We start from the raw sequence: 22,821 nt of genomic DNA on the forward strand, positions 1-22,821 counted from the left end.
GGCAAGGGCTGCTGGGTGCGCTGATGGCGCGGGTGCTCCAGAACGGGGCCATGCCGCAGGCGCCGCAGCGTCCTTCGAAGCCGCAGCAGAGCAACGGCGTGGAGCACGGCCAGAAGCAGGCGTGAAGTCCGTGGGGTGAAGGCCGTGCACCCGCTGAAGGCGCTCGCGTTGGCCGAGGTGCACGGCTCGGTGACCCAGTACGGGCCGTGCACCCGAGGAAGGACGCGGGTGCGCGACCTGGAGTTGTGTCAGCCGGTGTGAAGGCCACACACCCAGGGAAGCGCGGTGAACAGGCCGTATTTTCGTGTCGGCGGAAGGTGTCGAGCTTGGGAGGTCCGTTGGTCGAAGCGGCGAGACAGGAACTCTTGCAGGCGCTCCGGGCGCTCCCGCGTGGCGCCGGTCCCGCGGCGTTGCGCGGCCTCGCCACGCGCCTCGAAGCCGTGGTCGATGTGGAGGCAGAGGTCGACCCGCGCATCGCGGACGAGCTCATCCGGGTCCTGGGGCCGGTGATGGGCGAGGACACGCCGATCACCGTCGTGGATGCAGCGGCATTCGCGACCGGGGGCGATGCGAGGGTCCTCGTCGCCATGTTGCCCAGACTTCGCGATGCCCTCGTGGAGCTTCGTACGCTGAGGGTGGGACTCACCCTGGAGTCCGTGGGCGCATTGTCGCGAGCAGAGACATTGCTCCAGCGGGCGCCCGCCACGGAGACGCGTCTCGCGCTCGCGCGGACCGTGGAGGACGTGCGCGCGAAGCTCGCGAGCGAGCTCTCCCGGCTTCATGCGCCTGTTCCCATTACGCCAGCCGAGGCGCTTCCCATCGCGCGGTGGGTGCTGGGAGAGGGACCGCCGCCCCCGGGCGCGGCGGTGCTGGAGCTGGCGCGGCGTCTGGATGACTTCTGTCATCTCTCGCCTTTGGCGCCCCTGGACCTCAAGGCACTCCGGGCGCTCGCACGGAAGGCGGATGCGGAGCGCGAGGCACCCGGATGGTCTCGGCTGCTGGAGCGACTGCGCACGGTCAGGCCGCGACTCATGCCTCGAAGAGCACTGCCCCCGCTCTATCGGTCCCTGGCTGGAGCCCAGGAGGAGACCACCCAGGGACCGTTGTCGCTCGAGGCGCTGTTGAGATGACTCGGGGAGTCTAGGGGACCGGGTGCGTTGGAGTGGGGCCCGGGTTGGCCATGCCATGGCACGCATGGCAGCTCTGATTGGGACTCCCCGCGTCGACAGGCCCCGCGTCACGAGGGCCCGCATCTGGAGGCCCCGCGTCGACAGGTCCCGCGTCACGAGGGCCCGCATCCGGAGGCCCGGCGTCGGCAGGTCCCGCGTCACGAGGACCGGCATCCGGAGGCCCCGCGTCAGGCGGAGCGCACGGGTCGTCGCCCCCACCGCCGTCGGGATTCGGGCGCGGCCGTGGATTCCAGGGGAACGGCTGCGTCTGGTTGGGGCCCGAGTTGGCATTGGTGTGACAGGCACGGCAGCCCTGATTGGGACTCACCCCTGGCTTGACGGGCTCCGGGTCCCCTCCGAGGTAGTTGCTGACGTCCGCGATGTCGGGCGGCACCTCCGCCAGGAGGTTCCCGTTCTTGTCGATGGCCAGTCCCATCACCAGCGGAGGCGACTGTCCGGGCACCACGGGTCCGAAGAGGAAGAGCTCGGTGGCGCAGTTCCCAGTGCTCGTCTTGTCGTAGCTGAAGAGCGTGAAGTACGTCACGGTCTGCCCGTTCTGAACCGACTGGATGAAGAATCCAAAGGTCGCCCGCGAGCTCCCCTCGTTCAGCACTCCGGAGTCCTCCGTGAACTCGATGAACCCGGGACGGTCCTTGAGCTTGGAGGGGTCCGCGTCGCAAGAGTTCGGAGCCATGCCCGCGGCGGCGGCGATGGTGGCATAGACACCCAGGGGATTGTTGACCCCGGTGAAGGTGCCGGGCGTGTCACAGCCGGCCTGGGTGATGGGCGCAATCTGAATCCCCGTCGCGCCGCCCAGCCCCATGAAGTTGTTGAACGCGGTGTTGGCGTTGACCTCGCAGGTGGTGCAGCAATGCGGGAGCCCGTTGTAGCGGACCTGAGACGCCTGCTTCACCTTGCACTCCTTGCCGCTGATGGAGAACGAGTTCCCCACGGGAGTCGTGCAGGCACCGAGCTCGGCGAAGTGCGCCCCCGCGCCGCAGATGTTCTGCGCCGCCGAGATTTGATTCGGAGGCAGGTACAGGGGGTTGGTGAGCTCGGGAGGTGCGACGTAGCCACTGGCGCCCCCTCCATCCGTGCTCAGCGATTCCTCCAGCCCCAGCTCCTCGTGGGCCTCCCCCAGCCCTCGCGGGCTTTCACATCCCGGGAGGGACACACCTGCCGCCAACGTCACCATGAGCCCGACCAAGAATGCCCGCTTCGAGTCTGTTCTTCGCATCGTGTCCTCCGGGAGCACGAAAGAGACAGAGACGAAGTAAAACATGAAAACAGCGCAATCCTTAAACAAGCGATATCGCCAACCCATGGCCGAACGCGTTACAGGGTTGGCGCGGTGCATTGGCCGCGCCGCGCCTCCGACTTCCGCCCTCAAGTAGGGCCACCGCGATTGGAAACCAGCCAGGTCATTTACACGCCCAGTGCGAATTGGGGATATTTCCTGGTAGTCCTGCCTGCAAATACTATCAGGACCGCGAGGCGCACAATGTCCCGGAAGAGTGCATCGGTTTCAGGCAGTTCCTTCGTCCAGGCGACGCTCCTGCTGTTCACCCTGAGCGCAAGCCCCGTGTATGCGGCGGGCACCTTCATGGGAGCGTGGGACCTGAACGGAGATGGCACGCTGGAGTCCGTCTACAACAACCTGAGCTACATCGAGGTTCAGCAGACGAATGGCGCCAATCGCACCTACCCCATCTCGACGGGCGCCTGGACGTTCCTTCAGGCGACGGACATGGATGGCACGGCGGGCGCGGAGCTGGCCTTCAACGCGGGAAACCTCATCCGGGTCATCACCCACCGGACCGCGGCGACGCGCGACTACCCCATCTCCGGGGGTGCCTGGGCTCCCATCGGATTCAGCAACATGGACGGAGCGGCAGGGCAGGAGCTGGCCGTCAACGCGGGGAGCTTCGTCCGGGTCATCACCCACCGGACCGCGGCGACGCGCGACTACGCCATCTCCGGGGGCGCGTGGACGCCGCTTGGCTTTCATGACCTGACCGGTGATGGGGCGACCGAGCTGCCCATCAACACGGGCGGCGCCATCCGAATCATCGAGCACAAGGCTGCAGCGACCCGTGACTATGCCATCTCCAGCGGCACCTGGGCGTTGATGGGAGTCGCCGACACGAACGGACAGCCGGGCGCCGAGTTGATCATCAACAACGTCTCCACGGTGAAGATTGTCCGGGACGCCAGCCGCTCCACGCGGGACTACCCCGTCGCCGGATTCTGGACCCTGCAGCTGATCGCCAACATCGACGGACTCGCCGGGGACGAAGTCGTGCTCAGCACTGGCTCCACCACCAAGACCATCTACGATGCCCAGGGAGTCATCCGCTAGTCATCCCATGGCGCATCCGGCGGGCGCCCCTCCAGGGCAGGAGCAATCTTGCATCAGGAGACGTTCCGGGAGGCCGGTCAGGTCGAACATGGGGCGCTGCCAGGCCCCATGGGAAGGTTGGACCCGCGTGCCACGGGGTCGTGCGGAGTTGAAGGCCGCCGTTGTCCATGACCTGATGCTCCGCACGGTCAATCATCTCGGCGGGGAGCATCTGGACGATGGCGGCGAAGCAGGGAGCGGTGAAGAGCTGGGGGCGTGAGGTTTCCGCGCGGGATGCCTGGTCCCGCGTGGAGTCGGCGGCGACGCCCGCGTGGAGAAAGACGCTGTCCTCCTGGTGGAAGGGCATCACCGCCAAGGGTGTCCTGTTCCACGAAGGGGACCTGAAGGCGGACTCGCTCGTCGTCGGCCCCCGGCCGCTCGTCGTCTCCGGAAGCGTCAGGCTGAAGGGACTTCTCGAGGACGGACACTCGGCCGACCACACGCTTCTTGTCGTGCTGGGAGACCTGGAGGTGGAGAACGTGGCGACGGTCTCCGCCATGTTCATCGCGGGGGATGTCAGGATTCGAGGCGTCCTTGTTGGAGACTCGTCAGGCGATGACGTCTTCTGTGTCGGCGGCGGGTTGAAGGCGCGGGCGCTCATCGAGGAGCATCACCACATCCAGGTGGCGGGCGCGCTCGATGTGGACGTGCTCGTGGGGAGCAAACTCACCGCCTCGAACAAACCTCGCCAGCGGCTGGAGCCGCATGAGGCGCTGCTGCGAGGAGCCTATACGGTCGAGGAAGAGGACGAGGACGGCGTCATCGATTCGACGCTGGACCGAAAAGGTCTTCGCGAGAAGCTGCGGGCGGGAAAGCCCGTGCTGGCGGACACGCGGCTCGGCCCGGTGGAGAAGGCGATTACCGCGGCGAGGGAGAAGATTGAGGCGGGGGCGAAAGCGCCTCGGCTCGGGCTCGGGCTCAAGAAGCTGAAGGCCATTCCGGACGAGGTCTTCTCCCTCACGGGACTGGAGGGCCTCACGCTGGACTCCAATCCCATCGAGGCGATTTCACCGCGCATCGGTGAGCTGCGCGCGCTGCGCTCCCTCAGTCTGGAGCGCGTGCCGGTGACCTCCCTGCCCGTGGAGCTGTGCCGGCTCCCCGCGCTCAAGACACTGAGCCTGCGGTACTGCGACAGGCTCGCCCAGCTCCCGGAGTCGTTCGGCGAGTTGGAGTCCTTGGAGGAGCTGTACCTCGACGCCACGGCGCTGCAGGGCTTTCCCGAGGTGCTGACGCGACTGCCGAAGCTCAAGAAGCTCTGGTGGTGGCGCTTCTTCAAGATGAGTCCGGCGAAGCAGCAAGCGCTGGTGAACGGGATGGGCCGGCTCCCCAAGTTGACGCATTCCGGATTCCTGCAAGGCGAGCTGACCAGGCTGCCCGCGAACCTCGCTCCGCTCGCACGCCTCAAGCAGTTCAAGCTGGGCCTGGATGCGATTCCCACACCGGAGGTGAAGCGCCTCGAAAAGGCACTGCCCAAAGGTCGGCTGCACGTAGGCTACTGAGCCCATCGCCGGATGCTGGATCCCGCAGCCGCTCGCCATGGGGTCGCCTTCATCGGAGTACAACCCGCTCCCGAACGCTGTCGCTTGGGAGGGAGCGGGTGGACACGCACTGGCGATGTGTGTGAATCATTGGCGTCGCCCCGGCACTATCAACAGAGGAGAGGTCCATGACGAGGAACGTGAAGCGTTCCCGCGGCGGAGCGCATCTACGTCTTCAACCAGACCTACGCCAACCTCTACCTGGGCCTCGGGTCCATCACGGGTAGCTTTGGCGGCATGCTCACGCACTATCCCCCCGTCCCCCATTTCACCTTTGGCGGGTTCCAGATCAACTCCGCCGCTCCCTTCCCGGGGTCGCCGGCGATCCACCAGTACTACTGGACGGTCGACCCGTTCAATCCGGCCAACGCGAAGACCTGCCTCTGGCAGATAGAGGTCAGCGACGTCGGCGGAAGCTGCTCGGCGCAGGTCCGCTTCTCCACCTTCGGCGGAGCCATCTGCACCATCGACACGACCTACTCCTACATCGAGCCGACCACGTGCGAGGCGCTGATCGTCACTGACATGCAGTGAGCCGCCCCCCCGTACGAGCCAGGCACCAGCCGCGCCAACATGAAACCACCGAGGGCCTGGAGTTCGACCTGGGCCTGGCGTGTTGCGCATTGGCGCTCAGTCGACACGTACGTAGAGGGAGGTGGCGGCTCTCAACCGCTCCATGGCTTGGGCATCGAGCTTTCGCTGGCAGCTCAGATGAAGGCCCCGGTCACTGAACCGCACCGCCGCGCGAAGGACCGTCACGAGCGATTCGACGCGCCGCTCACTCACCAGCGTCGCAAGGAAGTCGAGAAGGGCGCGATGGTCAACACCGTGGAGGCGCTCGCCACCAAGGCGGCCCTCTCTCCGGATGAGGCCGCCGAGAAGATTGTCACCGTCCACAATCAGCTGATGGAGCTCTACCTGAGGCGGCGTGACAGCATCAGGCCAGTGGCCTCTCGCGAGTTGGCACACTCCATCGACAACATCGGGCTCTGCGTGCGGTCCAATCTGGACTGGGGTCTCACCACGCTGCGCTTCCGTGCCTTCGGCGACAAGGCCTCCTTCACGTCCCAGCTCCACCGGGTCGACACCCGGACCGAGCAGGCCGGGCCGGCGCAAGGCACGGGACTCTGGTGGTGGGAATTGCCTGGCGTCGACGCACGCTGAACACGAAGGCGGACATGCGTCCGTGTCCTTCGCGCGTGCAATGACAGGCCGGGCTCCCGGCGGGGCGAGACCTCCCTTCCCGCTCTCCCGGCGCTTGTGTCGTCCGGGCAAGGCCACCTTGCCTCACCGCGACTGACGGCTCCCCACCCCGGGATATCAAGCAAGGAACGAAGACTCCGGCACCTCCGCGTTCGCCCTTGGGCGGACATGCGTCGCAAGACGCCACCGCGCCAGTCCTTTCACATGGGCCACCCGACCCGAGGGGAAACCCTTACGTGTCTGGCATCCGTCCATCGTGTCCGGGGGGGAAAGACATGGCCATCCAGCGCAAGGGCTTACAGCCCTCCACCCGGACCGTGGCCAGCGGAGTGCCACCCGACCTCCTGGCGCTGTACCAGCGCCACGGCGCCACCATCTACCGTCGGGCCTTCTTCCTCCTGCGCGACGCGGACGAGGCGCGCGACGTGGCACAGGACGTCTTCGTCGCGCTCGTCTCACGACAGGAGCGGCTGGCGGCCTCTCCACGCGAGACACCATCCCTGCTGTACGAAGTGACGACGTGTCTGGCCATTGACCGGCTGCGCCGACGATTCCGGCGGGCACGCCATGGCCCATCCCATCTCCTGTCCCCTGCTCCCGACCCGGACATGGAGCCCTCGCATTCCGGCAACCTGGAGCGCGTCGAGGCGGCCAGGGACCTCGCCATGCTCACCCGTGGCGAGTCACCCCGGACCATGACGGTCGCCATCCTCCACTTCGTGGAGGGACGCAGCCACACGGAAGTGGGCAAGGAGTTGTCACTGTCACCCAAGACGGTGAGAAGCCTGCTCAAGCGCTTCGTGAATCGCGCCCGGAAGCGCGGAACCCGTCTCGACTGTATTTCTCCGCGCGGGCCCAAATAGCAGCCGCCTGAAATGAAATGTCCCTCTTTCAGGGCGTCGGACGATTCATCTGCCAGCAACCCCGTCCATTGGAGCCCGCGTGAATCGCACTCTCAAGCAGATGTTGTGGTGTGCCCTGGTGATGCCGGCGTTCATCGCCTGTGGGCCTGACCTGGGGACCGAGCAGTCCTCGACTCCCCTCCCTGAAGAGTCTCGACAGGCTATTTCGCTCGTGGCGGACCCGCGCGTGAATGACGACGTGAGCCGCGACGGTCCCCGGACGCCCACGAGGCTCATCCAGGCGGAGCATTCCTTCGCGGGCCCGGAGGTCCAGGGATTGGGGCCCAACCGCTATGGACTGGTCCTGATGGACCGCTCAGGCTCGCTGACCACGGTCCGCGCCAGCACGGGCAACTCCCGGTGCTATGACTCCCGGAAGCAGGCCCTGTTGGAGCTGGACAGACTCTTCGACCCCAACGATTTGGACCGCACGCACGTCGCCGTCTGGAGCTTCGCGGGCACGGTCGTCACCAAGCACACCGTGAACTATGTGGACTACGCCACGGCCAAGGCCGCCATCGAAGCCCTGCCGGCCGAGGGCTGCTCGGGCGTGACGCCGCTGGCGGATGCGATGTGCTGGGCCATCGACAACCTGTCCACGCAGGACCCGGGCTTCACGACGAATCTCTACATCGCCACGGACGGCGAGGAGAACTCGAGCACCGGCGAGTGCTCGGGTCCCAACGGGACGGTGGGGAACCTGGCGAGCTGGCATGGGAAGGTCTACACGAAGGCCAATGCCAGCCTGGTGAAGACAAGCACCTCCTACTGGGTGTCCTCCACCGACCTGGAGCTGTGGCCCGGACAGTTCGACTCGCTCGCATCCGCCGCGGCGGCCTGCACCACCGCCGCCCCCTGGATTTGCGACGACCAGCTCTTCTCCGCGCTCGCCACCCGCTCCGGCGGTGAGTACCGGCGCGCCAACGACGCCAACGCGGCCTATCCCTGTGCCCGGGCGACGTCGTGCCCCGTTCCGTACGCGGGGACGCGTGGCAACACCCTGCCCTTCAGGGTCAGCGGAACCAACAACGCCACCGTCAACACGGCGAACCAGGCCATCTACCTGCGCGCGGGGGAGACGCTCACCGTGGGGACGTGCGGCGTGGCGGGCGCCTCGGCCGTCGGCGACACGAACATGAAGCTGTTCGGGCCTGGCGGCACCCAGGTCGCCCAGAACGATGACAGCTGCGGCCTGCTCTCCAAGATTACTTTCACGGCGCTTACGACGGGCACCTACCAGGTCCGCGTCGGCTGCTTCGCCAACAACCCCTGCAACGGAACGGCGGCCTATACCATCGCCGGCGCGTTCAACTTCACCGCCACCAAGACGCAGAACGCCACCGTCAACACCTTCAACCGGAGCATCTACCTGCGCCCGGGCCAGCGCCTCCAGCTCGGCACGTGCGGCGTCGCGGGTGCATCCGGCGTCGGCGACACCCTCGTGCGCCTCTTCGGCCCCACCACCCCGAGCACCCAGGTCGCCTTCAACGATGATGCGTGCGGAGGGAGCCTCTCCAACTTCACCTACGCCGTGCCGGATACAGGCGCCGGCGAGTCGGAGATTCGTGTGGGCTGCTACGCCACCACCACCTGCAATGGCTCGGTGGGGTACGTCCTCACAGACGCCGCGGTCCCCTGAGCCTGGGACACGTCTCGCGGGGGCGCCGCTGATTCCGGCGGTCCGGGCCGACCTCGCAGGTCGCGCCCCCAGTCACGAATGCCCCAACCGAGCAGGTCTCCTCCATTTCACACTCCCTGTGAAATTCTAGACTCAACACATCCCACAGTGTCAGATGGAACAACACCCGGGACAGTCGTTCCGGGTGTTCATCAGAGGGGGAAGTTCCATCATGACGAAGCAAGTCGAGACGAGGCGGGCGCCCGCATTGCGGGGCGTCCCTGCCAGGCTGCGCGTGCGGTTGGGTTTGGGGACGCTGTTCGCGGGGCTGACGCTCCTGCCGGGGGCCGCGCTGGCAGCGGCGCCCATGGGGGCCGTGCAAACCATTTCATCGGATGGGTACGTGAGGGGTTGGGCCTATGCCCCCAACGTCCCGTCGGGCTCCGCCGAGGTGCGCTTCTACCTGGACGGCCCCACCGGGCCGCTCCTGGGCACCGTGCAGGCCAACGAGTACAGCGCCGCCGCGCAGGCGGCGGGCATCTCCGGCAACCGGGGCTTCAGCTTCCAGCTTCCGTTGCAGGACCGGAACGGCCAGGCGCACACCGTCTACACCGTCGCCTCGGACCCGTCGTTCGACGATGGCGGCGCCGTGAACATGGCCACCGCGTGCACCATGAGCAACGGCGCCGGAGCGGAGGCGCGGGCCCGCGCCTCCGACGACGCGTTCTCGTGGGAGTGTTTTCGCAGGCCGGGCGACAACAACGTAGGAGGGCCGGACCTGTGGGGCTACTGCGCGACGAAGGGCAGCGGCTTCGAGCCCCATCTCAAGGGCCCGCAGGTCGCGACGAATGCGGCGTACAACTGGGTCTGCCGCAAGCCCCAGACCTACACGCTGGACATGAACGTCGCGTGCAACAAGAACTTCGGCTCGGGTGTCGAGGGACGCGCCACCAACGCCAATGACGCCTTCACGTGGGGCTGCTTCCGGACGACCTCCGTGCCCGAGACGAGGGTGGTGGATCCCGACCTGAATGGCTATTGCACGCAGAAGGTGGGCTCGGGCTACTACCCCACCCTGAACGGCCCCCAGGTTGGCTCCTATGCCTCGTACAACTGGGTCTGCCGCAAGTCGGGCTACGCCGACCAGTCCCTCATCATGAACACCGCCTGCCAGATTCGGAACGGCGCCAGTTCCTTTGCCCGCGCCAGCAACGTCAACGACGCGTACACGTGGGGCTGCTACAACCCCGCCGTCGCCGCGGGGACGCGCGTCGGCAGCCCGAACCTCGAGGCCGCCTGCCTCGACAGACATCCGACCGCGACGCCCTTCCTCGATGGCCCGCAGACGGGCCCGGGAGCGGCGAGCAAGTGGATGTGCCGCGCCTCCCTCAACGAGTCGGCGCTGGTGATGCAGACCGCCTGCACGATGCGCGACGCCAACTCCCAGGCGCGGGTGGCGAACGCGAACGACGCGTACACCTGGTCGTGCTGGGTTCAGAGCACCACCACCACGGTGGTGAACGGGCCCGACCTGGGCGGCTACTGCTCGAACTATGTGGGCAGCGGCTACGAAGCGAAGGTGACCGGCGCCCCCCAGGGCACCAACGCCTCGTCCCTGTGGCGCTGCCGCAAGCCTCGCACCTCCCCCGCGACGACGAACCTTGGCTCGCAGTCGTATTTCCTGAGCCCGCCCGCCACCCAGTCCGAGACGCTCCACTACGTCTCCATGCACCTGCCCAATACCTCTGGGGCGACGCGCGCCAGCGGCACCTTCTACCCGTGGCCCGGCCGCAAGGTCGCCATCCAGACCCCGCGGGCCAATGGGCACTACAACTCCTCGGCCGCCGCGGACAACAACCCCGCGGTGATGGCCAAGATTGTCCAGGTCCTGGATGCAGCCTACGACTGGTACGTGGAAGCGACGGGCCGCACGCCCCCTACCGCCAACCACTACCAGAGCCGCCTCACCTTCACCGTCATCGAGCCCAACTGCGGCGCGGCCTGCGGGCGCCTGGGCAGCACTGGCATCGAGCTGTCCAACGCGACGTACGAGGCCCTCTACAAGGGCGTCCGCGACTCGCTCGCCAACCCGACGACGTATCCCCGGCCCACCTTCGACCAGGCGGTCTTCTATGAGCTGGGCCGCAACTTCTGGCTCTTCGAATCGGAGCTCTCCTACAAGGACCAGCTCACCAACCCTGACGGCTCGAAGAGGGGCAACGGTGGCAGCGTCGTCACCGGGTACGCGGTCGCCATGCGCTTCTACTCCATGGAAGCCGCGGGCGTGGACGGCGCCAACTTCGGGAGCATGACCTTCCCCGCCCTCAAACAGGCTGTCTCCGATTTGGTGGACACGTACCTGGCGAACACCAGCCTGACCTGGCAGAACACCCTGGCCCAGGACCTGGGCATCCCGGGCAGCCCCTACGGTGGAGCGGACCTGTTCGCCTCATTCGTGATGCGGATTGCCAGCGCCCACCCGGACCGGGACTTCATCAAGCTGGTGTGGAAGCACGCGGACAACCAGCCCAACGCCAGCACCACGCAGCAGACGGTGGACAACTTCATCGTCGCGACCAGCCTCGCGGCGAACACGAATCTGACGGCCGTGTTCAGCGGGTGGCGCTGGCCTGCTCCGAGCGCCACCGCGCTCTCTAAGATCAGCCATCTGAATTCGCCGAACCTGTCGAACTACGGGCTGTAGCGGCAGGCCTGTGAAGACGGTCGCGGAGGGTGGATGGCGCTCCTGGTTGAGGAGATGGCCTTCCGCGATGCTTCGAGCTCTCCCAGGAGGAATACTGTCCTCCTGGGGGAGTTGGCGTAGGGCTGGGCTTTCGTGTGGCTCACTGGCTACCCGTACGCGCAAGCAGACCGCGGGAGGGCCCATGCGACAGGCCCTCCCGCGAGCACGTGCTACCAGATACAGGACAAGGAGCTGACGGACATGGTGGGGAACGCCGAGAGCGCCCCATCCGGAACCACCCCGTGCGTCGGATGGGTCGTGACGTGCTTGCGCAGGCCGGAGAGGCTGCTGATGAATCCCAGCGCGTACACGGTGGAGCTGGAGCGCTCACGCAGGACCGCGCCGCACCACGGCTCGCTCGAGATGCTCGCCATCGTGCCCAGCGGAACCGTCTTCACGCTGCTGTAGCCACCGAAATAGGCGATGTCCGCGGGGTCGGTGAGAAGGTACTTGGCACCGGCAACCCACAGATAGATTTGACTCGTCGTGCGCTCCTGGACCAGGAGACTCATGGCGTAGGTGAAATCGATGAAGGGGTCGGACCAGTTGCTGTTCGGGATGTCGTGGACGACCTTCCAATCATCCCAGACATCCAGCTCCGTGGGGTTGGGAATCCACCAGGGTCGCTGTCCGACGACGACGTAGATGGGGCTGGTCCCAATCTGGCGGAAGAGCGTGCCGTCCATGGGCACCTGGGTATACGAGTCGATGGTGGCCTGGGGCAGGGGCACCAACGAGCGGCCCGAGTAGAGGCTGTGCTGCGCGGGCGGGATGAAGAAGCGCGCCCCGCCCGCCACGTAGTAGCGGTTCGACGTTTCGATGCCGAGCAGGACGTACCCATCCGGAGCGGAGACGTAGCCCGCGAAGGCGTTCGCTCCGAAGAGACTCAGCCCCAGGATGAGCCAGCGGGTGATGCATGCGAGAGAGGATGTGACACGCACGGATTCTTCTCCTGTCGTGAGAGGCCTGTGTCGCACCCGAGCGGGTGGACAAGTGCTCTACGAAGGCAGTCCTCATGTCTGGTCATGCCGCCTGCTTTTTGAAGGACACCTCCGCGTGCATGGCCAGACCTTCACCAGGAGTGAGAAAGTGAGCCGCGAATATGACCGTGACGACGAACGAGGAGCATGCTCCACGGGGCAAGGACCGGTTGGTCGACGAGGACAGCCACGCTACGCTGGCAGGTGGGGCTCTTACTGGACACCGCTGAGCTCGTGAATCCGCGCGTGGAGCCACGGGAGGTAGTGGGAGACACGTGTGTAGACTCCGGGAAGTCCCGGTCGTCCGCAGCCCAGGCCGAAACTCGTGAGGCCGTGAAGCACATAGGCCCCATCCGGCTCGGGTAGGACCAGGGGGCCACCACTGTCTCCCTGACACGAGTCCCTGCCCCCTTCCGGATACCCGGCGCCGAACATCAGCGCGGGAGCAATGGGAATCCGCTCCTGGGTGTAGGCGGCGATCAGCGCCTCATCACTGACGATGGGAACCCGCACCTGCATCAGGATGCTGGACGTGTCGTAGTCATCCTCTTTCGTCAGCCCCCAGCCCGCGATGGACGCGATTGCGCCGACGGGGACCTGCTGCCCGGATGAAGGCAGACAGACGGGTTGGGCCACCGGCCAACCCCAGACAGGGGGACGAGATGACCGCGAGGAGCGGTGCGGAATGGAGGTTCGTCCACAGGACGTCGAGGGCCCGCTTCCGAACTCGACGGGCGTCTCGAGCTTGAGGACGGCGATGTCGTTCTCCGACGTCTCCGGGTCGTAATCCGGATGATAGACAATCTTCGCCACCCGGGTGGTGACTTGCCTCGCCCCCGGTGCGCGGACGTCGTGCACCCCCGCGACGACCCGGAATTCGGGGACGCGATCATCGGCGACACAATGCGCGGCGGTGATGACGATGTCCGTCCGGGCCTGGCTCCCCACACGAACCAGACTGCCACCGCAGAAGTGGTACCCGATGGATTGCAGGCTGACGATCCAGGGCCAGGAGTAGGGCCAGGCCTCGATGCCGCCCACGATTCCCCGCGTCCCCTGCCCCACCTCGTCGGGCGGGTTCGGGTCCAGTGCTGAACTTCCGCACCCCAACAGCCCCACCGCGACGACCACGTGGCGCATGAAACGCATTGCAGCCTCCTGTTCCAGGTGACGCGGAGGACTGTAATGCCTGAACCCGGGACGCGCGCCGTCCCGAAGGAACGGCACGCACGCGTCCCGACACGAGCCGAGGCCGATACGTCATGTTCCTCACGACGCTCGGCGCAAGACTCAGGTCGACGACGTCGTCGCTCCCGTCCTGTCCTTCTTGCCGGGGAGGCACATCGATTTCGCCCTGGGGAGGCCGGCCCTTGCCGTGGGCGCTGGAGGTCGTCACGCCGGACGCGGAGGGCGCCTGGGGCTACACCCGGCCGGGCTCGGCGCGGGACAACCATCGCCCGCCTGTCAGACAGTGCTGGCCTCTCTCTCGGTCGGGCTCATCACAGCCCGGCCGTCACGCGCGCCACCAGCCAGAAATTCCCCCTCACGATGTTGCCGGGCCACAGCAGAGGAGTCTTTTCGTCTGCCGCCGCGAGGACGTCGTAGGTGCCTCCGTAGGTCTTCACGAGGGCGTGCTGAAACGTATGGCCGGTGACGCCATTGGTGCGCACGTCCGCGGCCTCCACGTGCCCGGTGAAGTGGACCCGGGGCGCGACGGGCGGAGGAGGGCCGCCCTTGGACAGGAGCGCGGCGGGGTTGGGCACGAAGACCTTCGAGACCCGCGGCGCCTTCCCCGGCTTGCGCGAGGCCTGATAGGCCGCCTCGTCCGGCCAGGCCTGCAGCGACTCGGCGAAGGCACACGGCGCCAGTTCCAGCTCCGTGCCGGTCTGGATGCGCTCGCGCACCAGCGCGATGTCATCGAGCTGCGTGGCGAAGGGGTAGAAGACGTGGCCTTCGGCGTCCACCATCTCGGCCTCCAGCGGGTCGCAGAAGCGGCAGCTCTTGTGGGAGGCGAAGCCGATGGCGCGGACCCGCAGGCGCGAATCCGCCCGGAAGCTCGGGATGGAGCACTCCACTTTGCTCGCGTGGTTGAAGACGAAGCTGTAGCTCGCACCCGAAGCGTCGGACCACACCTTCAACTCGTGGTCACCCGCCGTGCCCGCGCTCGTGGTGTTCTTCAGCAGGGAATCCATGACGCGCCCGAAGGTCGCCTGGTCGTTGGCGTGGATTCCGATGCAGGCGAGGTGGTTTGCCATCCACGGACGGTAGCACGCGCCCACTGCGTCGATGTCCACCACCCGCCCTCCCTCCGGCGCATACACCACCGGCGAATGGCCTGGCAGCGCCGCTCCCCGGAAGCCCCTCGGCGGCTCGAGGCGCTTTTCGCTCGCCGGCAGGTCGTTCCCCACGCCGTGGTTCTCGTTCGGCGCACGGGGACCGGTGCGGACCTCCTCGGGCGAGGACCAGGTCGCATTGGGGGGTGGCGCTCGGGGCTCGCGTGGAGCTGGTGCACGATCTCGACGCACGATTGTCATTGGCCGCGACCGCGCCAACCCTCGACGACACCGGCGAACAGCGCATCCGCCTGCGTACGCTGAGCACTTCGGCGATGCTCTTCGCGCGGCGTGGAAGCCTGCCCTTGTGGATGGGGACCGGCGCGGAGTTTGTTTTCGTGTCGGTGGACCGCCCCGTGCCGGACTTCGACACCATCGAGACCGAGAACTGGGGGGCCTGGTGGGAGTGGAGACGAGGTTCCGGTTCGCGCGCGCCACCGCGGTGCTCGGAGTCCAGGGCTCCTGGCATCCGTTCCTCGCGTACGCCGACGTCACCGCGACGACCACCTTCACCTATCCGAGGCTGGGGCTGGGTGTGCTCGCGGGGTTCGAAATCGACGCGACGTGTTCTGACCTGGTCAAGTCCCGAATCGGGGGTAGTTGCTCAGGAAGGGGGTTGGGGGAGGAACGGAGACGCCCTGCTGGCAGCTTGCCGCATCTGCCTGCTCCCCGGAGAGGACCCATACGAAGCGTGGGAGAGTCGTCGGTCTGATTTCGCGGAGGCCATCCTCAACCAGCTTGCTCGGCCACAGTCGAGTCAGAGGATCACGATTTTGTCGTACATCTCCGTGGAGGTTGAGTTGCTGCCCATGCTCAAGCGACGTCCCTCCCTGTCGCAAGTCTCTACCAACTCCGTGCCGAGGGTCAGGTTGTTCAAGTCCCCACCCACCGTCACATAGCCGCTGTTTCTCAACTCCACGGCGAGCGCGTCCTCCTTGCCGTTCAGGAGGTGCGTCATTGCGTGCAATTCATCATGGGGCCCGTACTTCAAAGTGAGCAGATTCTGTCGGGTGCCGTCCACGAGGGTCAGCAACGAGGCTTCGATTTCAATGCCGGGGGATGGGTTGCTCGTGTTGAGAAGCAGGTACCCCGTCAAGGCGTGGACGCCCATGCCAGCGACAAGCTTCCCGCCCTTGTACTCGGACTTGCTGGCGTTCTCGAACCTCAAGTCGAAGCCCTGGGCCTGGGTCCTCGCGCCATACACGTTCAGCGAGTCCGCGGAGACACGGTGGATGTCATTGATGTCCAGATCGTTCTGGACGCGGTACAGGATGCTCTCGAGGATGCCCTCGTGGATGGCGAGCGAGCACTCTCCTACGACGACCAGGACATTGGCCTGCTCGTTCCGGGCGATGCCGAGCAGGAAATCGAGTTCCTGATAGAGGCTGCCAAGGAAGGCCTCACGATGGTCGTGGACGGCGAGCTTGGAGGACTTCTCGGGGTCGAACTTCCCCGAGCCCTGCTTGAACAAATTGAGGCTCGAATGGGAGCCATAGTTCCACGCGGTCCGGGTATTGGTGTGCTGATGCCCGTGCTCCAGGGAGTGATAATAGACGAAGAGGGGCGGGGCCCCCTGGCATGAGAATCTGGAGACGAAGCCCGCATGGTCGCTGAAGACGCTGGTGTCGAACTTCGGAGGGACCTGGTACTTCATTTCAATGGTGGTGCCCCCCGCAGTCGTTGCCCAGGTCATGCGCTCATCGGAGTTGTTTTTCTTGGTCGAAACCGCTAGCAGATGGGCGAAGGTGTTCTTCTTGTTCCTGTAGACATTCGACCCCTTCAGCAGAGGGAGGAGGGTCTGTCGGGGCGTGAGTGTGGAGAAATAGGCGGTGACCACGTCGTCTTCGATGGTGTGGCTGTACGCGACGTCGTAGCGGTCGAACAGCACGTTCATCAGTTGGAACTTGGTGTCGTCGTCGGTGTTCATGCCGTAGATGGCCGCCGCCGCGTTCCGGATGGCCTCGGAGCTCTCCTGGCGGAGAAGCGCGAAGCACTGTTCGATTTCATCCAGGGCCCCCTGGAACCGCTGCGCGGTGACACGGCTCTTCTCAAGCACGCCCTCGAGTTCCGGGCCGAACGGCTCGTCCTCGTCCCGCTCGACGGAGAGCGCGGCCTCGACCAACGCCCACATCTGCTGGCTGTAGGACTCGGTCAGGTCCGCCATCTTCACGCCAATGGCTCTTGGGAGCTTCGCGCGGTCCAGCAGCAAGCCCAGCTTGGGGATTCCGTTCTGGATGGGCTCCTCGGGGGAGAACCGTTCCTGCTTGTCGAGCCGCTCCTTGAGGATTCTGTAGGACCGCTCGGTGAGGGGCTGGGTCGTGCCCGCGCGTCCCGAGATGCCCTTGAGGTGGGGAGCGGTCGCCCCTTTGGGGTCCGTCAGCGGAGAGGCGTCGGTCATCTTGGCGACAGGCATTGTGGTGGACCTCGAACGTATCGAGTGTAGCACCCGGGAGGGAGACGAGCCCCTCGTGCCCCTGACCGAGGGCCGTCACGCGGCCCAGGGGTGGGCATGACCGGCCGGAGGCGCAGCGCGGGGTGAGCGGAGCAGGCGGCGGCCAGACGACACGCGACGTTCGCAGTGTCGAGCGCCGGGCGAAGTCACGCACCGGTCGTGTCCCTATAAGTGTGTAGATGGCGAGGAGGGACGAGCGGGAAAGAGGGAAGCTCCTCGGTGAAACCAACCGAGACGGTCCTCCTTTGGCGAGGAGGCCGAGGAGTTCCCCGCCGTGAACGATACAGACTTTGCCCCGCCCTCGCACGAGGAGGTGCGCACCGACGTGCGAGACCTCTTCCGGGGAGCCATCCGGATGACGCTGGAGATGCTGCTGGAGGAGGAGATTCGGGGCCTGGTGGGGGCGGGGCGCTGGCAGCAGGCAGTGGGGCGCAAGGACCAGCGCAACGGCAGCTACCTGCGCGGCCTGTTGACGTCCATGGGACACCTGGAGGTGGCGGTGCCCCGGACCCGGGCCAGCGGAGCTGGCGGGAGCGGTGCTGGGCCGCTACAAGCGGCGCAGCGAGGAGCTCGACGAGGCGATTACCAGCGCGTACGTGCAGGGAGTCTCAACGCGGAAGATGGGCAAGGTGACACGGGCGCTGATGGGCGAGGAGGTCTCGCGCTCGACGGTGAGCCGGGTGACGAAGTCCCTCGAAGAGAAGGTGGAGGGCTTGCGCACCCAGCCGCTCACCCAGGCCTTCCCCTCCCTCTACCTGGACGCCACCTTCCTCGACGCACGGTGGGCGCGCACGGTGCAGAACGTCTCCGCCCTGGTGGCCTACGGCGTGGGAGAGGATGGGCACCGGCACCTGTTGGCAATCACCCTGGGCGGCAGCGAGTCGGCGGATTCCTGGCTGGAGCTGCTTCGCCAACTGCTCGAGCGGGGGCTGACGGGCGTGAGGCTCGTCATCGCCGATGGGCACGCGGGCCTGGCCGCCGCGGCCCGGCAGGCGTTGCCCGAGGCGCAGCTGCAGCGCTACACGGTGCACCTCACCCGCAACGTGCTCGCCAAGGCGCCCTGGCGCCTGCGAGGGCGGCTGGGCAAGCAAACCTCGGCCATCTTCGAGGCCCCCACCCTCCAGGACGCCAGGAAGCAAATGGAGGCCCTCCAGGAGGGCCTGGGACGCCAGGTGCCCGAGGCCATGGAGTGCCTGCGCCAGGGCTTCGCCGCCGCCACCTGCTTCTTCGCCTTCCCCAAGGCCCACTGGAAGCGCCTGCGCAGCACCAACGGACTGGAACGTCTCCACGGCGAGGTGAAGCGCCGCATCCGCTCCGTGGGCGCCTTCCCTGACCGCGCCAGCGCGCTGCGCCTCATCACTGCCGTCGCCCTGGAAGTCACCGGAGTCTGGGACGACCGCCGCTACCTCGACATGTCCCTGCTCAAATCAACCCCAGACACCACCGCTGCTTGATGCCTCCAAGGAGCCTTCCTCCCCCGAACCCCCTCCGAACCAACTACACAAGATTCGGGACTTGACTCCGACCCTGTCCGACTGGACCTCCTCCCGACCGGCGCCCGCAGCCTCCAGCAGTACGCCCGGCTGCCGCCGACGCCCGCGGCGACGAGCGACAAGAAGCACCCCACGGAGGCCGCCTACCGAGTCATGGCCCGGGAAGATTGCGCGCAACATCTCGGCCCGGTTCGAGCTTGGTCAGCTCAGCAAGAGCCGGGAGTGCCGGGACGTCGTGGTCGAAGCCGCCTGATCCCGGCGCGAGGGGCGCGTGCGGACCCACGCGGTCCGCTCACCCAAGAGAAGGCGGAGCCGGAGGAGAAGAGCCCGTCGTTTGTCGCGACGGTGGAGGAGCCGAAGAAGGAGTGCACGCCACGATTGGACTGGGCGGGGCTGCTACGCAGGACGTTCGCGCTGGACGTGTGGGCCCGCGTGAGGTGTGGCGGCAGGCCTCGGGTGCTGGCGTACCTGACAGCTCCCCGTGGGGTGAGCGCCATTCTGGTGCACCTGGGACTGCCCTCTGGGCCTGCGCAGCGGGCCCCAGCACAGGGCCCACCTCGGTTGGCGTGGTGGTGAAGCTCCAGCAGTCGCCCTGCTCCTGAAGCTCACTCCCCTGCTGCCCCCTTGCTGGAGGGGCGTCTGGCTTGGCGTGTGCCCAAAGCTGGCTGCACCGCCTCTTCCTCTGCTTGGCCCACAGCTCCGCGGCACCCGTCAGCGGCCCTCCTCGACCCCTCCGCATCAGCACTTACCCTCAACAACCCTCCCATTCGTCCTATGCGTCGTAACCCCGCGAGAACACGGGACCGTAACTTTTGGGCGCGGGCCGGGTTCATGACTCCAGACGCAGACAGCCGGCACGAACCGGAGTGGACACATGAAGAAGCACATCCTGGCGGTGGTGATGGGTTTCGGGCTGATGGTGGCGCCGCCGGCGAGCGCGGCGAAGGCGGAGCGCCGGCAGGCGACCCAGCAGGCGCGCATCATCGACGGCGTGAAGAGTGGGGAGCTCACGGGGCGCGAGGCGGTGCGGCTGGAGCGTCAGCACCACGCCATCCAGCGGGAGCTGCGTCAGGCGCGACGCGACGACGGTCGCCTGGACGCGAGGGAGCGGGTGCGAATCAACCGCGAGCAGAACCGGCTCGACCGCCGCATCGCCCGGCAGAAGCACGACGCGCAGTCGCGGTAGTCGGGGGGTGCGCTAGCATTGGCGGCTTCTCGAGAAGAGGGGGGAGCTGTCATGCGTGCGTGGTTCATGGGCCTGTGTCTGCTGGTCGTGCTGGGGAGCGCCCGGGCGGAGGCGAAGAGTGTCGCGCTCATCTGGAAGGGGGCGAAGACGCAGGCGGACGTGGAGGCGCAGCGCTCGGCGTGGAGTGGTATCGAGGCGGTGCTGGAGAAGACGAAGCTGGAGCTGCCCCAGGGGTATCCGAAGCTGGTGCGCAGCGACACGCTCGCGGGGCTGAAGCCGGGCTTCTGGGTCTGGCTGGTGGGCGTCTGTGAGGCCGCAGACGCGGCGAAGGTGCTGGAGCACCTCAAGGCGCTGGCGCCGGATGCGTACTCCCGCGAGGTGGAGGTGGAGGCGGTGGACCGCCAGTGCCCCAGCGCCGAGGGTGAGCCGCTGGTGGCGCGCGACGAGAAGCTGGCGCTGCCGAAGGGGTTGAAGCTGCGCGTCTTCACCCAGGACGAGAGCGGCGCGCCCGCTCCGGACGAGGAGTTCGGGGACACCTTCACGCAGACCCGCTACTTCTTCCTGCTGATGGGGAAGAAGGGCGAGCTGCTGGGCTCGGCGGACGCGGTGGGCGAGGAGGACTTCACCGGGGACGTGCGCCAGGGGCCGTCGGGGTATCGCTGCACGCTGGAGGGAGTGACGCGCTCTGGAGCGAGCTCGCTGGTGCTGACGCGGAGCTGCAGCGCGGGCGCGGCGGAGTGTGGCTCCGTGGCGAGCGGCGATGACGTCACCACGGTGACGGTGAAGGGCGACACGCTGACCAGCGTCACCAAGCGCCGGAACGAGCAGCGGGCGGAGTGCGACTGAGCCTGCTCGCGGGTGCGCGGTGAAGTACAGGGGACGCCGGGTGCTCGGGTGAGCGCCTCGGCGTCCCGGGTGTTTCAGGGGCGCAGGTCGCGGGGGCCTTGGCGCGGAGGATCTTCATGAACTCGCGCATCCAGGCCGGATGGTCGGGCCAGGCGCGGGCGGAGACCCTGCGTCCGTCGACGACGGCGGCGGAGTCGACGAACTCCGCGCCTGCCGGTGAACTCGGCGTTCGGCAAGCTCACGCAGAAGCCGCTGCCGGCGCCCATCCTCCAGGGGGCCTTCTCGCGGCTGCAGCCGAGCCTGGACCCGGTGTCCTCCGCGCTGAACACCGCGGCGCACCACGCGAAGGACGTGGGCTTCATTCCTTCCGCGGACCTGAGTGGCTTCGTGGACCTCAGCGCGCTGGATGAGGCTCGAAGGGGTGGCGGGGCTCCCGCGTCGAAGTGAGCGGGCCCGTCACTCCCGGGCGAGCCTGGCCAGGGGGCCCAGGGGCATGCGGCTTCGCGCGGACCGGGCGGCGGCCAGCTCGACGGATTGCCTCCGGGTGAAGGCGAACGGGTGGACCACGTGCGCCCCCCGGGTCCGCAGGGCCAGCTCCAGCGAATGTACGGGGCGACGGCGCATGGGGCCATCCGAGAGCGCCGACAGCAGCGCGCCTTCATCGAAGGGCTTCCCGCCGAGGTAGCGGACGTCCGCCGCGAAGTCCTTCCTCGCGTCTCGCCACCAGCCCGCGAGGGAGGGGTACACGGGCACGGGGAGAGAATCCTCGGGCCTGGGCACGAGGCTTTCGTCCAGGTCCTCTTCGTCGAGAGGTGGCAGCGCGTCCTCGTCCTGCGTCGGCGCCACATGAGGACCTTCGAGGGTGACACCGGTGATGGCGGCGAAGGCCTCCGCCGCGAGCCGGGCCACTGGGGCGGGTTGTCCGCACAGCTCCAGGCAGGCCTCGGCCGCGGCCTTGTGCCCGCTGAAGCCCAGGGCCCAGAGCGCCTCCGCGCGGGTCTTCTCGTCCCCGGTGAGCGTGAGCAGGTGCCGCAGGTCCGCGTCCTCTCCGGCCAGGGCGAGCAGGACGAGCGCCTGCCGGGTGTACGGACCGCTTCCGCGGGCCACTTCGCGGCACGCGCTCCATGCCGTGCGGGAGCCGGATTGCAGGCCGCACCTCACGGCTTCCCAGTGCACCTCGGGGCGCGGGTCGGCGAGCCAGCGGGAGAGCTCTCCTGGCGGCAGCCCGGTGGTGCTCGTCGCGAGGATTCGGAGCGCGGAGGCCACGACGCTCGCGTCTGGATGCGAGAGCCACTCGAACGCGAGCTCGGGGCGGGCCGCGCGGCGAGAGGCCAGGACGTCCAGGGACAGCGCGACGCAGGGAGCCTCCAGGGTGCCCAGGCGAGCGAGGAGCAGCGGGACCCAGGACTCGCCGAGGCTCGACTCCAGGGCGCGCCCCAGGGCGTTCTTCACGGGCCTGGGAGCCGTGGTCAGGCGCTCCAGGATGGCGTCGAGCGCGCGCGGTGGCGCCTGTTCGAGCGTGACGAACGCGGCGGTGAAGACCTCGCCAGGGTCCTCGCCTTCGAGGGCGGGCCACAGGAGGGCCTCGGCCACGGACTCGCCGCCGAGCATCAACCCGTCCAGGTGCGCGAGCAACCGCTCCTCGATGACAGCGACGTCTGTCAACGTGAGGCGCGCATCGTGGAGCAGGGCTTCCCAGCGCTCCCAGAGGAAGGACGCCTCGTGGAGGTGCTCTTCCTTGATGCTCTCGAGCCACATGGCGGTGCCCTCGGTTGATTTGAACGGTGCCACCCTTGATGTGATTGACGCCGGTGTCGTGAGTCTCCAGGTAGATGCCCTTCAGGACCACCTTGCCATTGCGCCGCAGGGTGATGCTGGCTTCCCCGCAAAGACTCTCATGATGCACCAGCCCCCCAGCGCGGGAACTTCGCCGTAAAAACAGACACCAGCAACTTTCCCT

Annotated in this window: 18 protein-coding genes and 2 pseudogenes; 13 read left to right on the forward strand and 7 right to left on the reverse strand. The window is 67.2% G+C overall.

Annotation, left to right across the window (positions count from 1 at the left end):
• Positions 1-135 precede the first annotated feature (135 nt).
• Positions 136-261 carry a hypothetical protein gene (locus tag HUW62_RS48975; protein ID WP_255203653.1) on the forward strand — a complete coding sequence of 42 codons (126 nt, stop codon included), beginning with the start codon at positions 136-138 and terminating at the stop codon, positions 259-261.
• 65 nt (positions 262-326) lie between these two features.
• Complete coding sequence (locus tag HUW62_RS26395) at positions 327-1,130, forward strand: hypothetical protein (RefSeq protein WP_176435961.1); 804 nt, start codon at positions 327-329, stop codon at positions 1,128-1,130.
• 10 nt (positions 1,131-1,140) lie between these two features.
• Here HUW62_RS26395 and HUW62_RS26400 read toward each other — a convergent pair whose 3' ends face one another.
• On the reverse strand, positions 1,141-2,343 hold the full coding sequence (locus HUW62_RS26400) for a hypothetical protein (RefSeq protein ID WP_176435962.1): 1,203 nt from the start codon (positions 2,341-2,343) through the stop codon (positions 1,141-1,143).
• Between the two features lie 327 nt (positions 2,344-2,670).
• Here HUW62_RS26400 and HUW62_RS26405 point away from each other — a divergent pair, with 327 nt between their 5' ends.
• From HUW62_RS26405 to HUW62_RS26435, 7 genes are all read left to right on the forward strand, one after another.
• Positions 2,671-3,528 carry a hypothetical protein gene (locus HUW62_RS26405; protein WP_163869217.1) on the forward strand — a complete coding sequence of 286 codons (858 nt, stop codon included), beginning with the start codon at positions 2,671-2,673 and terminating at the stop codon, positions 3,526-3,528.
• A 218-nt stretch (positions 3,529-3,746) separates the two neighbouring features.
• Entirely contained in the window at positions 3,747-5,066 is a 1,320-nt protein-coding gene (locus tag HUW62_RS26410; RefSeq protein WP_176435963.1) for a leucine-rich repeat domain-containing protein, read from the forward strand.
• Between the two features lie 276 nt (positions 5,067-5,342).
• Positions 5,343-5,639 carry a hypothetical protein gene (locus HUW62_RS26415; protein ID WP_176435964.1) on the forward strand — a complete coding sequence of 99 codons (297 nt, stop codon included), beginning with the start codon at positions 5,343-5,345 and terminating at the stop codon, positions 5,637-5,639.
• 177 nt (positions 5,640-5,816) lie between these two features.
• Complete coding sequence (locus HUW62_RS26420; protein ID WP_176435965.1) at positions 5,817-6,269, forward strand: hypothetical protein; 453 nt, start codon at positions 5,817-5,819, stop codon at positions 6,267-6,269.
• A gap of 314 nt (positions 6,270-6,583) precedes the next feature.
• Complete coding sequence (locus HUW62_RS26425; RefSeq protein ID WP_176435966.1) at positions 6,584-7,171, forward strand: RNA polymerase sigma factor; 588 nt, start codon at positions 6,584-6,586, stop codon at positions 7,169-7,171.
• A 79-nt stretch (positions 7,172-7,250) separates the two neighbouring features.
• Positions 7,251-8,849, forward strand: a complete 1,599-nt coding sequence (locus tag HUW62_RS26430) for a VWA domain-containing protein (protein ID WP_176435967.1) — start codon at positions 7,251-7,253, stop codon at positions 8,847-8,849.
• A gap of 211 nt (positions 8,850-9,060) precedes the next feature.
• A complete protein-coding gene (locus HUW62_RS26435; RefSeq protein ID WP_176435968.1) occupies positions 9,061-11,532 on the forward strand; it encodes a hypothetical protein in 2,472 nt (823 codons plus the stop codon).
• 209 nt (positions 11,533-11,741) lie between these two features.
• On the opposite strand, the gene HUW62_RS26440 is transcribed toward HUW62_RS26435, so the two are convergent.
• The 5 genes and pseudogenes from HUW62_RS26440 to HUW62_RS26460 form a co-directional block, all read right to left on the reverse strand.
• The gene (locus HUW62_RS26440) at positions 11,742-12,512 is read right to left on the reverse strand and encodes a hypothetical protein (protein WP_176435969.1); all 771 of its coding nucleotides are present in this window, start codon (positions 12,510-12,512) and stop codon (positions 11,742-11,744) included.
• A 252-nt stretch (positions 12,513-12,764) separates the two neighbouring features.
• Entirely contained in the window at positions 12,765-13,700 is a 936-nt protein-coding gene (locus tag HUW62_RS26445; protein ID WP_163869225.1) for a serine protease, read from the reverse strand.
• Positions 13,701-14,050: 350 nt separating this feature from the next.
• On the reverse strand, positions 14,051-14,806 hold the full coding sequence (locus HUW62_RS26450; RefSeq protein WP_240356975.1) for a hypothetical protein: 756 nt from the start codon (positions 14,804-14,806) through the stop codon (positions 14,051-14,053).
• Positions 14,807-14,836: 30 nt separating this feature from the next.
• Positions 14,837-14,956 (reverse strand): annotated as a pseudogene (locus HUW62_RS26455) (IS4 family transposase); the annotation flags it as partial.
• Between the two features lie 685 nt (positions 14,957-15,641).
• On the reverse strand, positions 15,642-17,297 hold the full coding sequence (locus HUW62_RS26460) for a hypothetical protein (RefSeq protein ID WP_176435970.1): 1,656 nt from the start codon (positions 17,295-17,297) through the stop codon (positions 15,642-15,644).
• A gap of 313 nt (positions 17,298-17,610) precedes the next feature.
• Here HUW62_RS26460 and HUW62_RS26465 point away from each other — a divergent pair.
• The 4 genes and pseudogenes from HUW62_RS26465 to HUW62_RS26480 all read left to right on the forward strand — a co-directional run bounded on the left by HUW62_RS26465 (position 17,611) and on the right by HUW62_RS26480 (position 21,308).
• A pseudogene (locus HUW62_RS26465) lies at positions 17,611-18,790 on the forward strand (IS256 family transposase).
• Between the two features lie 913 nt (positions 18,791-19,703).
• Positions 19,704-20,015, forward strand: coding sequence for a hypothetical protein (locus HUW62_RS26470; RefSeq protein ID WP_163871120.1), 312 nt, complete (start codon positions 19,704-19,706; stop codon positions 20,013-20,015).
• 51 nt (positions 20,016-20,066) lie between these two features.
• Entirely contained in the window at positions 20,067-20,861 is a 795-nt protein-coding gene (locus HUW62_RS26475) for a hypothetical protein (protein WP_163871119.1), read from the forward strand.
• Between the two features lie 216 nt (positions 20,862-21,077).
• Positions 21,078-21,308, forward strand: coding sequence for a hypothetical protein (locus tag HUW62_RS26480; protein WP_240357185.1), 231 nt, complete (start codon positions 21,078-21,080; stop codon positions 21,306-21,308).
• A gap of 9 nt (positions 21,309-21,317) precedes the next feature.
• Here the strand turns inward: HUW62_RS26480 and HUW62_RS26485 are convergent, their stop codons facing one another.
• A complete protein-coding gene (locus HUW62_RS26485; protein ID WP_163871118.1) occupies positions 21,318-22,619 on the reverse strand; it encodes a TIGR02270 family protein in 1,302 nt (433 codons plus the stop codon).
• Between the last annotated feature and the right edge of the window lie 202 nt (positions 22,620-22,821).

Source organism: Myxococcus sp. AM011 (genome assembly GCF_013372595.1).
GTDB classification, from domain to species: Bacteria; Myxococcota; Myxococcia; order Myxococcales; family Myxococcaceae; genus Myxococcus; species Myxococcus eversor.

Coding starts and splice junctions, on each gene's coding strand:
- HUW62_RS26405 (WP_163869217.1), top strand. CDS start 2,671: ATGTCCCGGAAGAGTGCATCGGTTTCAGGCAGTTCCTTCGTCCAGGCG.
- HUW62_RS26410 (WP_176435963.1), top strand. CDS start 3,747: ATGGCGGCGAAGCAGGGAGCGGTGAAGAGCTGGGGGCGTGAGGTTTCC.
- HUW62_RS26415 (WP_176435964.1), top strand. CDS start 5,343: ATGCTCACGCACTATCCCCCCGTCCCCCATTTCACCTTTGGCGGGTTC.
- HUW62_RS26420 (WP_176435965.1), top strand. CDS start 5,817: ATGAAGGCCCCGGTCACTGAACCGCACCGCCGCGCGAAGGACCGTCAC.
- HUW62_RS26425 (WP_176435966.1), top strand. CDS start 6,584: ATGGCCATCCAGCGCAAGGGCTTACAGCCCTCCACCCGGACCGTGGCC.
- HUW62_RS26435 (WP_176435968.1), top strand. CDS start 9,061: ATGACGAAGCAAGTCGAGACGAGGCGGGCGCCCGCATTGCGGGGCGTC.
- HUW62_RS26445 (WP_163869225.1), bottom strand. CDS start 13,700: ATGCGTTTCATGCGCCACGTGGTCGTCGCGGTGGGGCTGTTGGGGTGC.
- HUW62_RS26450 (WP_240356975.1), bottom strand. CDS start 14,806: ATGGCAAACCACCTCGCCTGCATCGGAATCCACGCCAACGACCAGGCG.
- HUW62_RS26460 (WP_176435970.1), bottom strand. CDS start 17,297: ATGCCTGTCGCCAAGATGACCGACGCCTCTCCGCTGACGGACCCCAAA.
- HUW62_RS26470 (WP_163871120.1), top strand. CDS start 19,704: ATGAAGAAGCACATCCTGGCGGTGGTGATGGGTTTCGGGCTGATGGTG.
- HUW62_RS26475 (WP_163871119.1), top strand. CDS start 20,067: ATGCGTGCGTGGTTCATGGGCCTGTGTCTGCTGGTCGTGCTGGGGAGC.
- HUW62_RS26485 (WP_163871118.1), bottom strand. CDS start 22,619: ATGTGGCTCGAGAGCATCAAGGAAGAGCACCTCCACGAGGCGTCCTTC.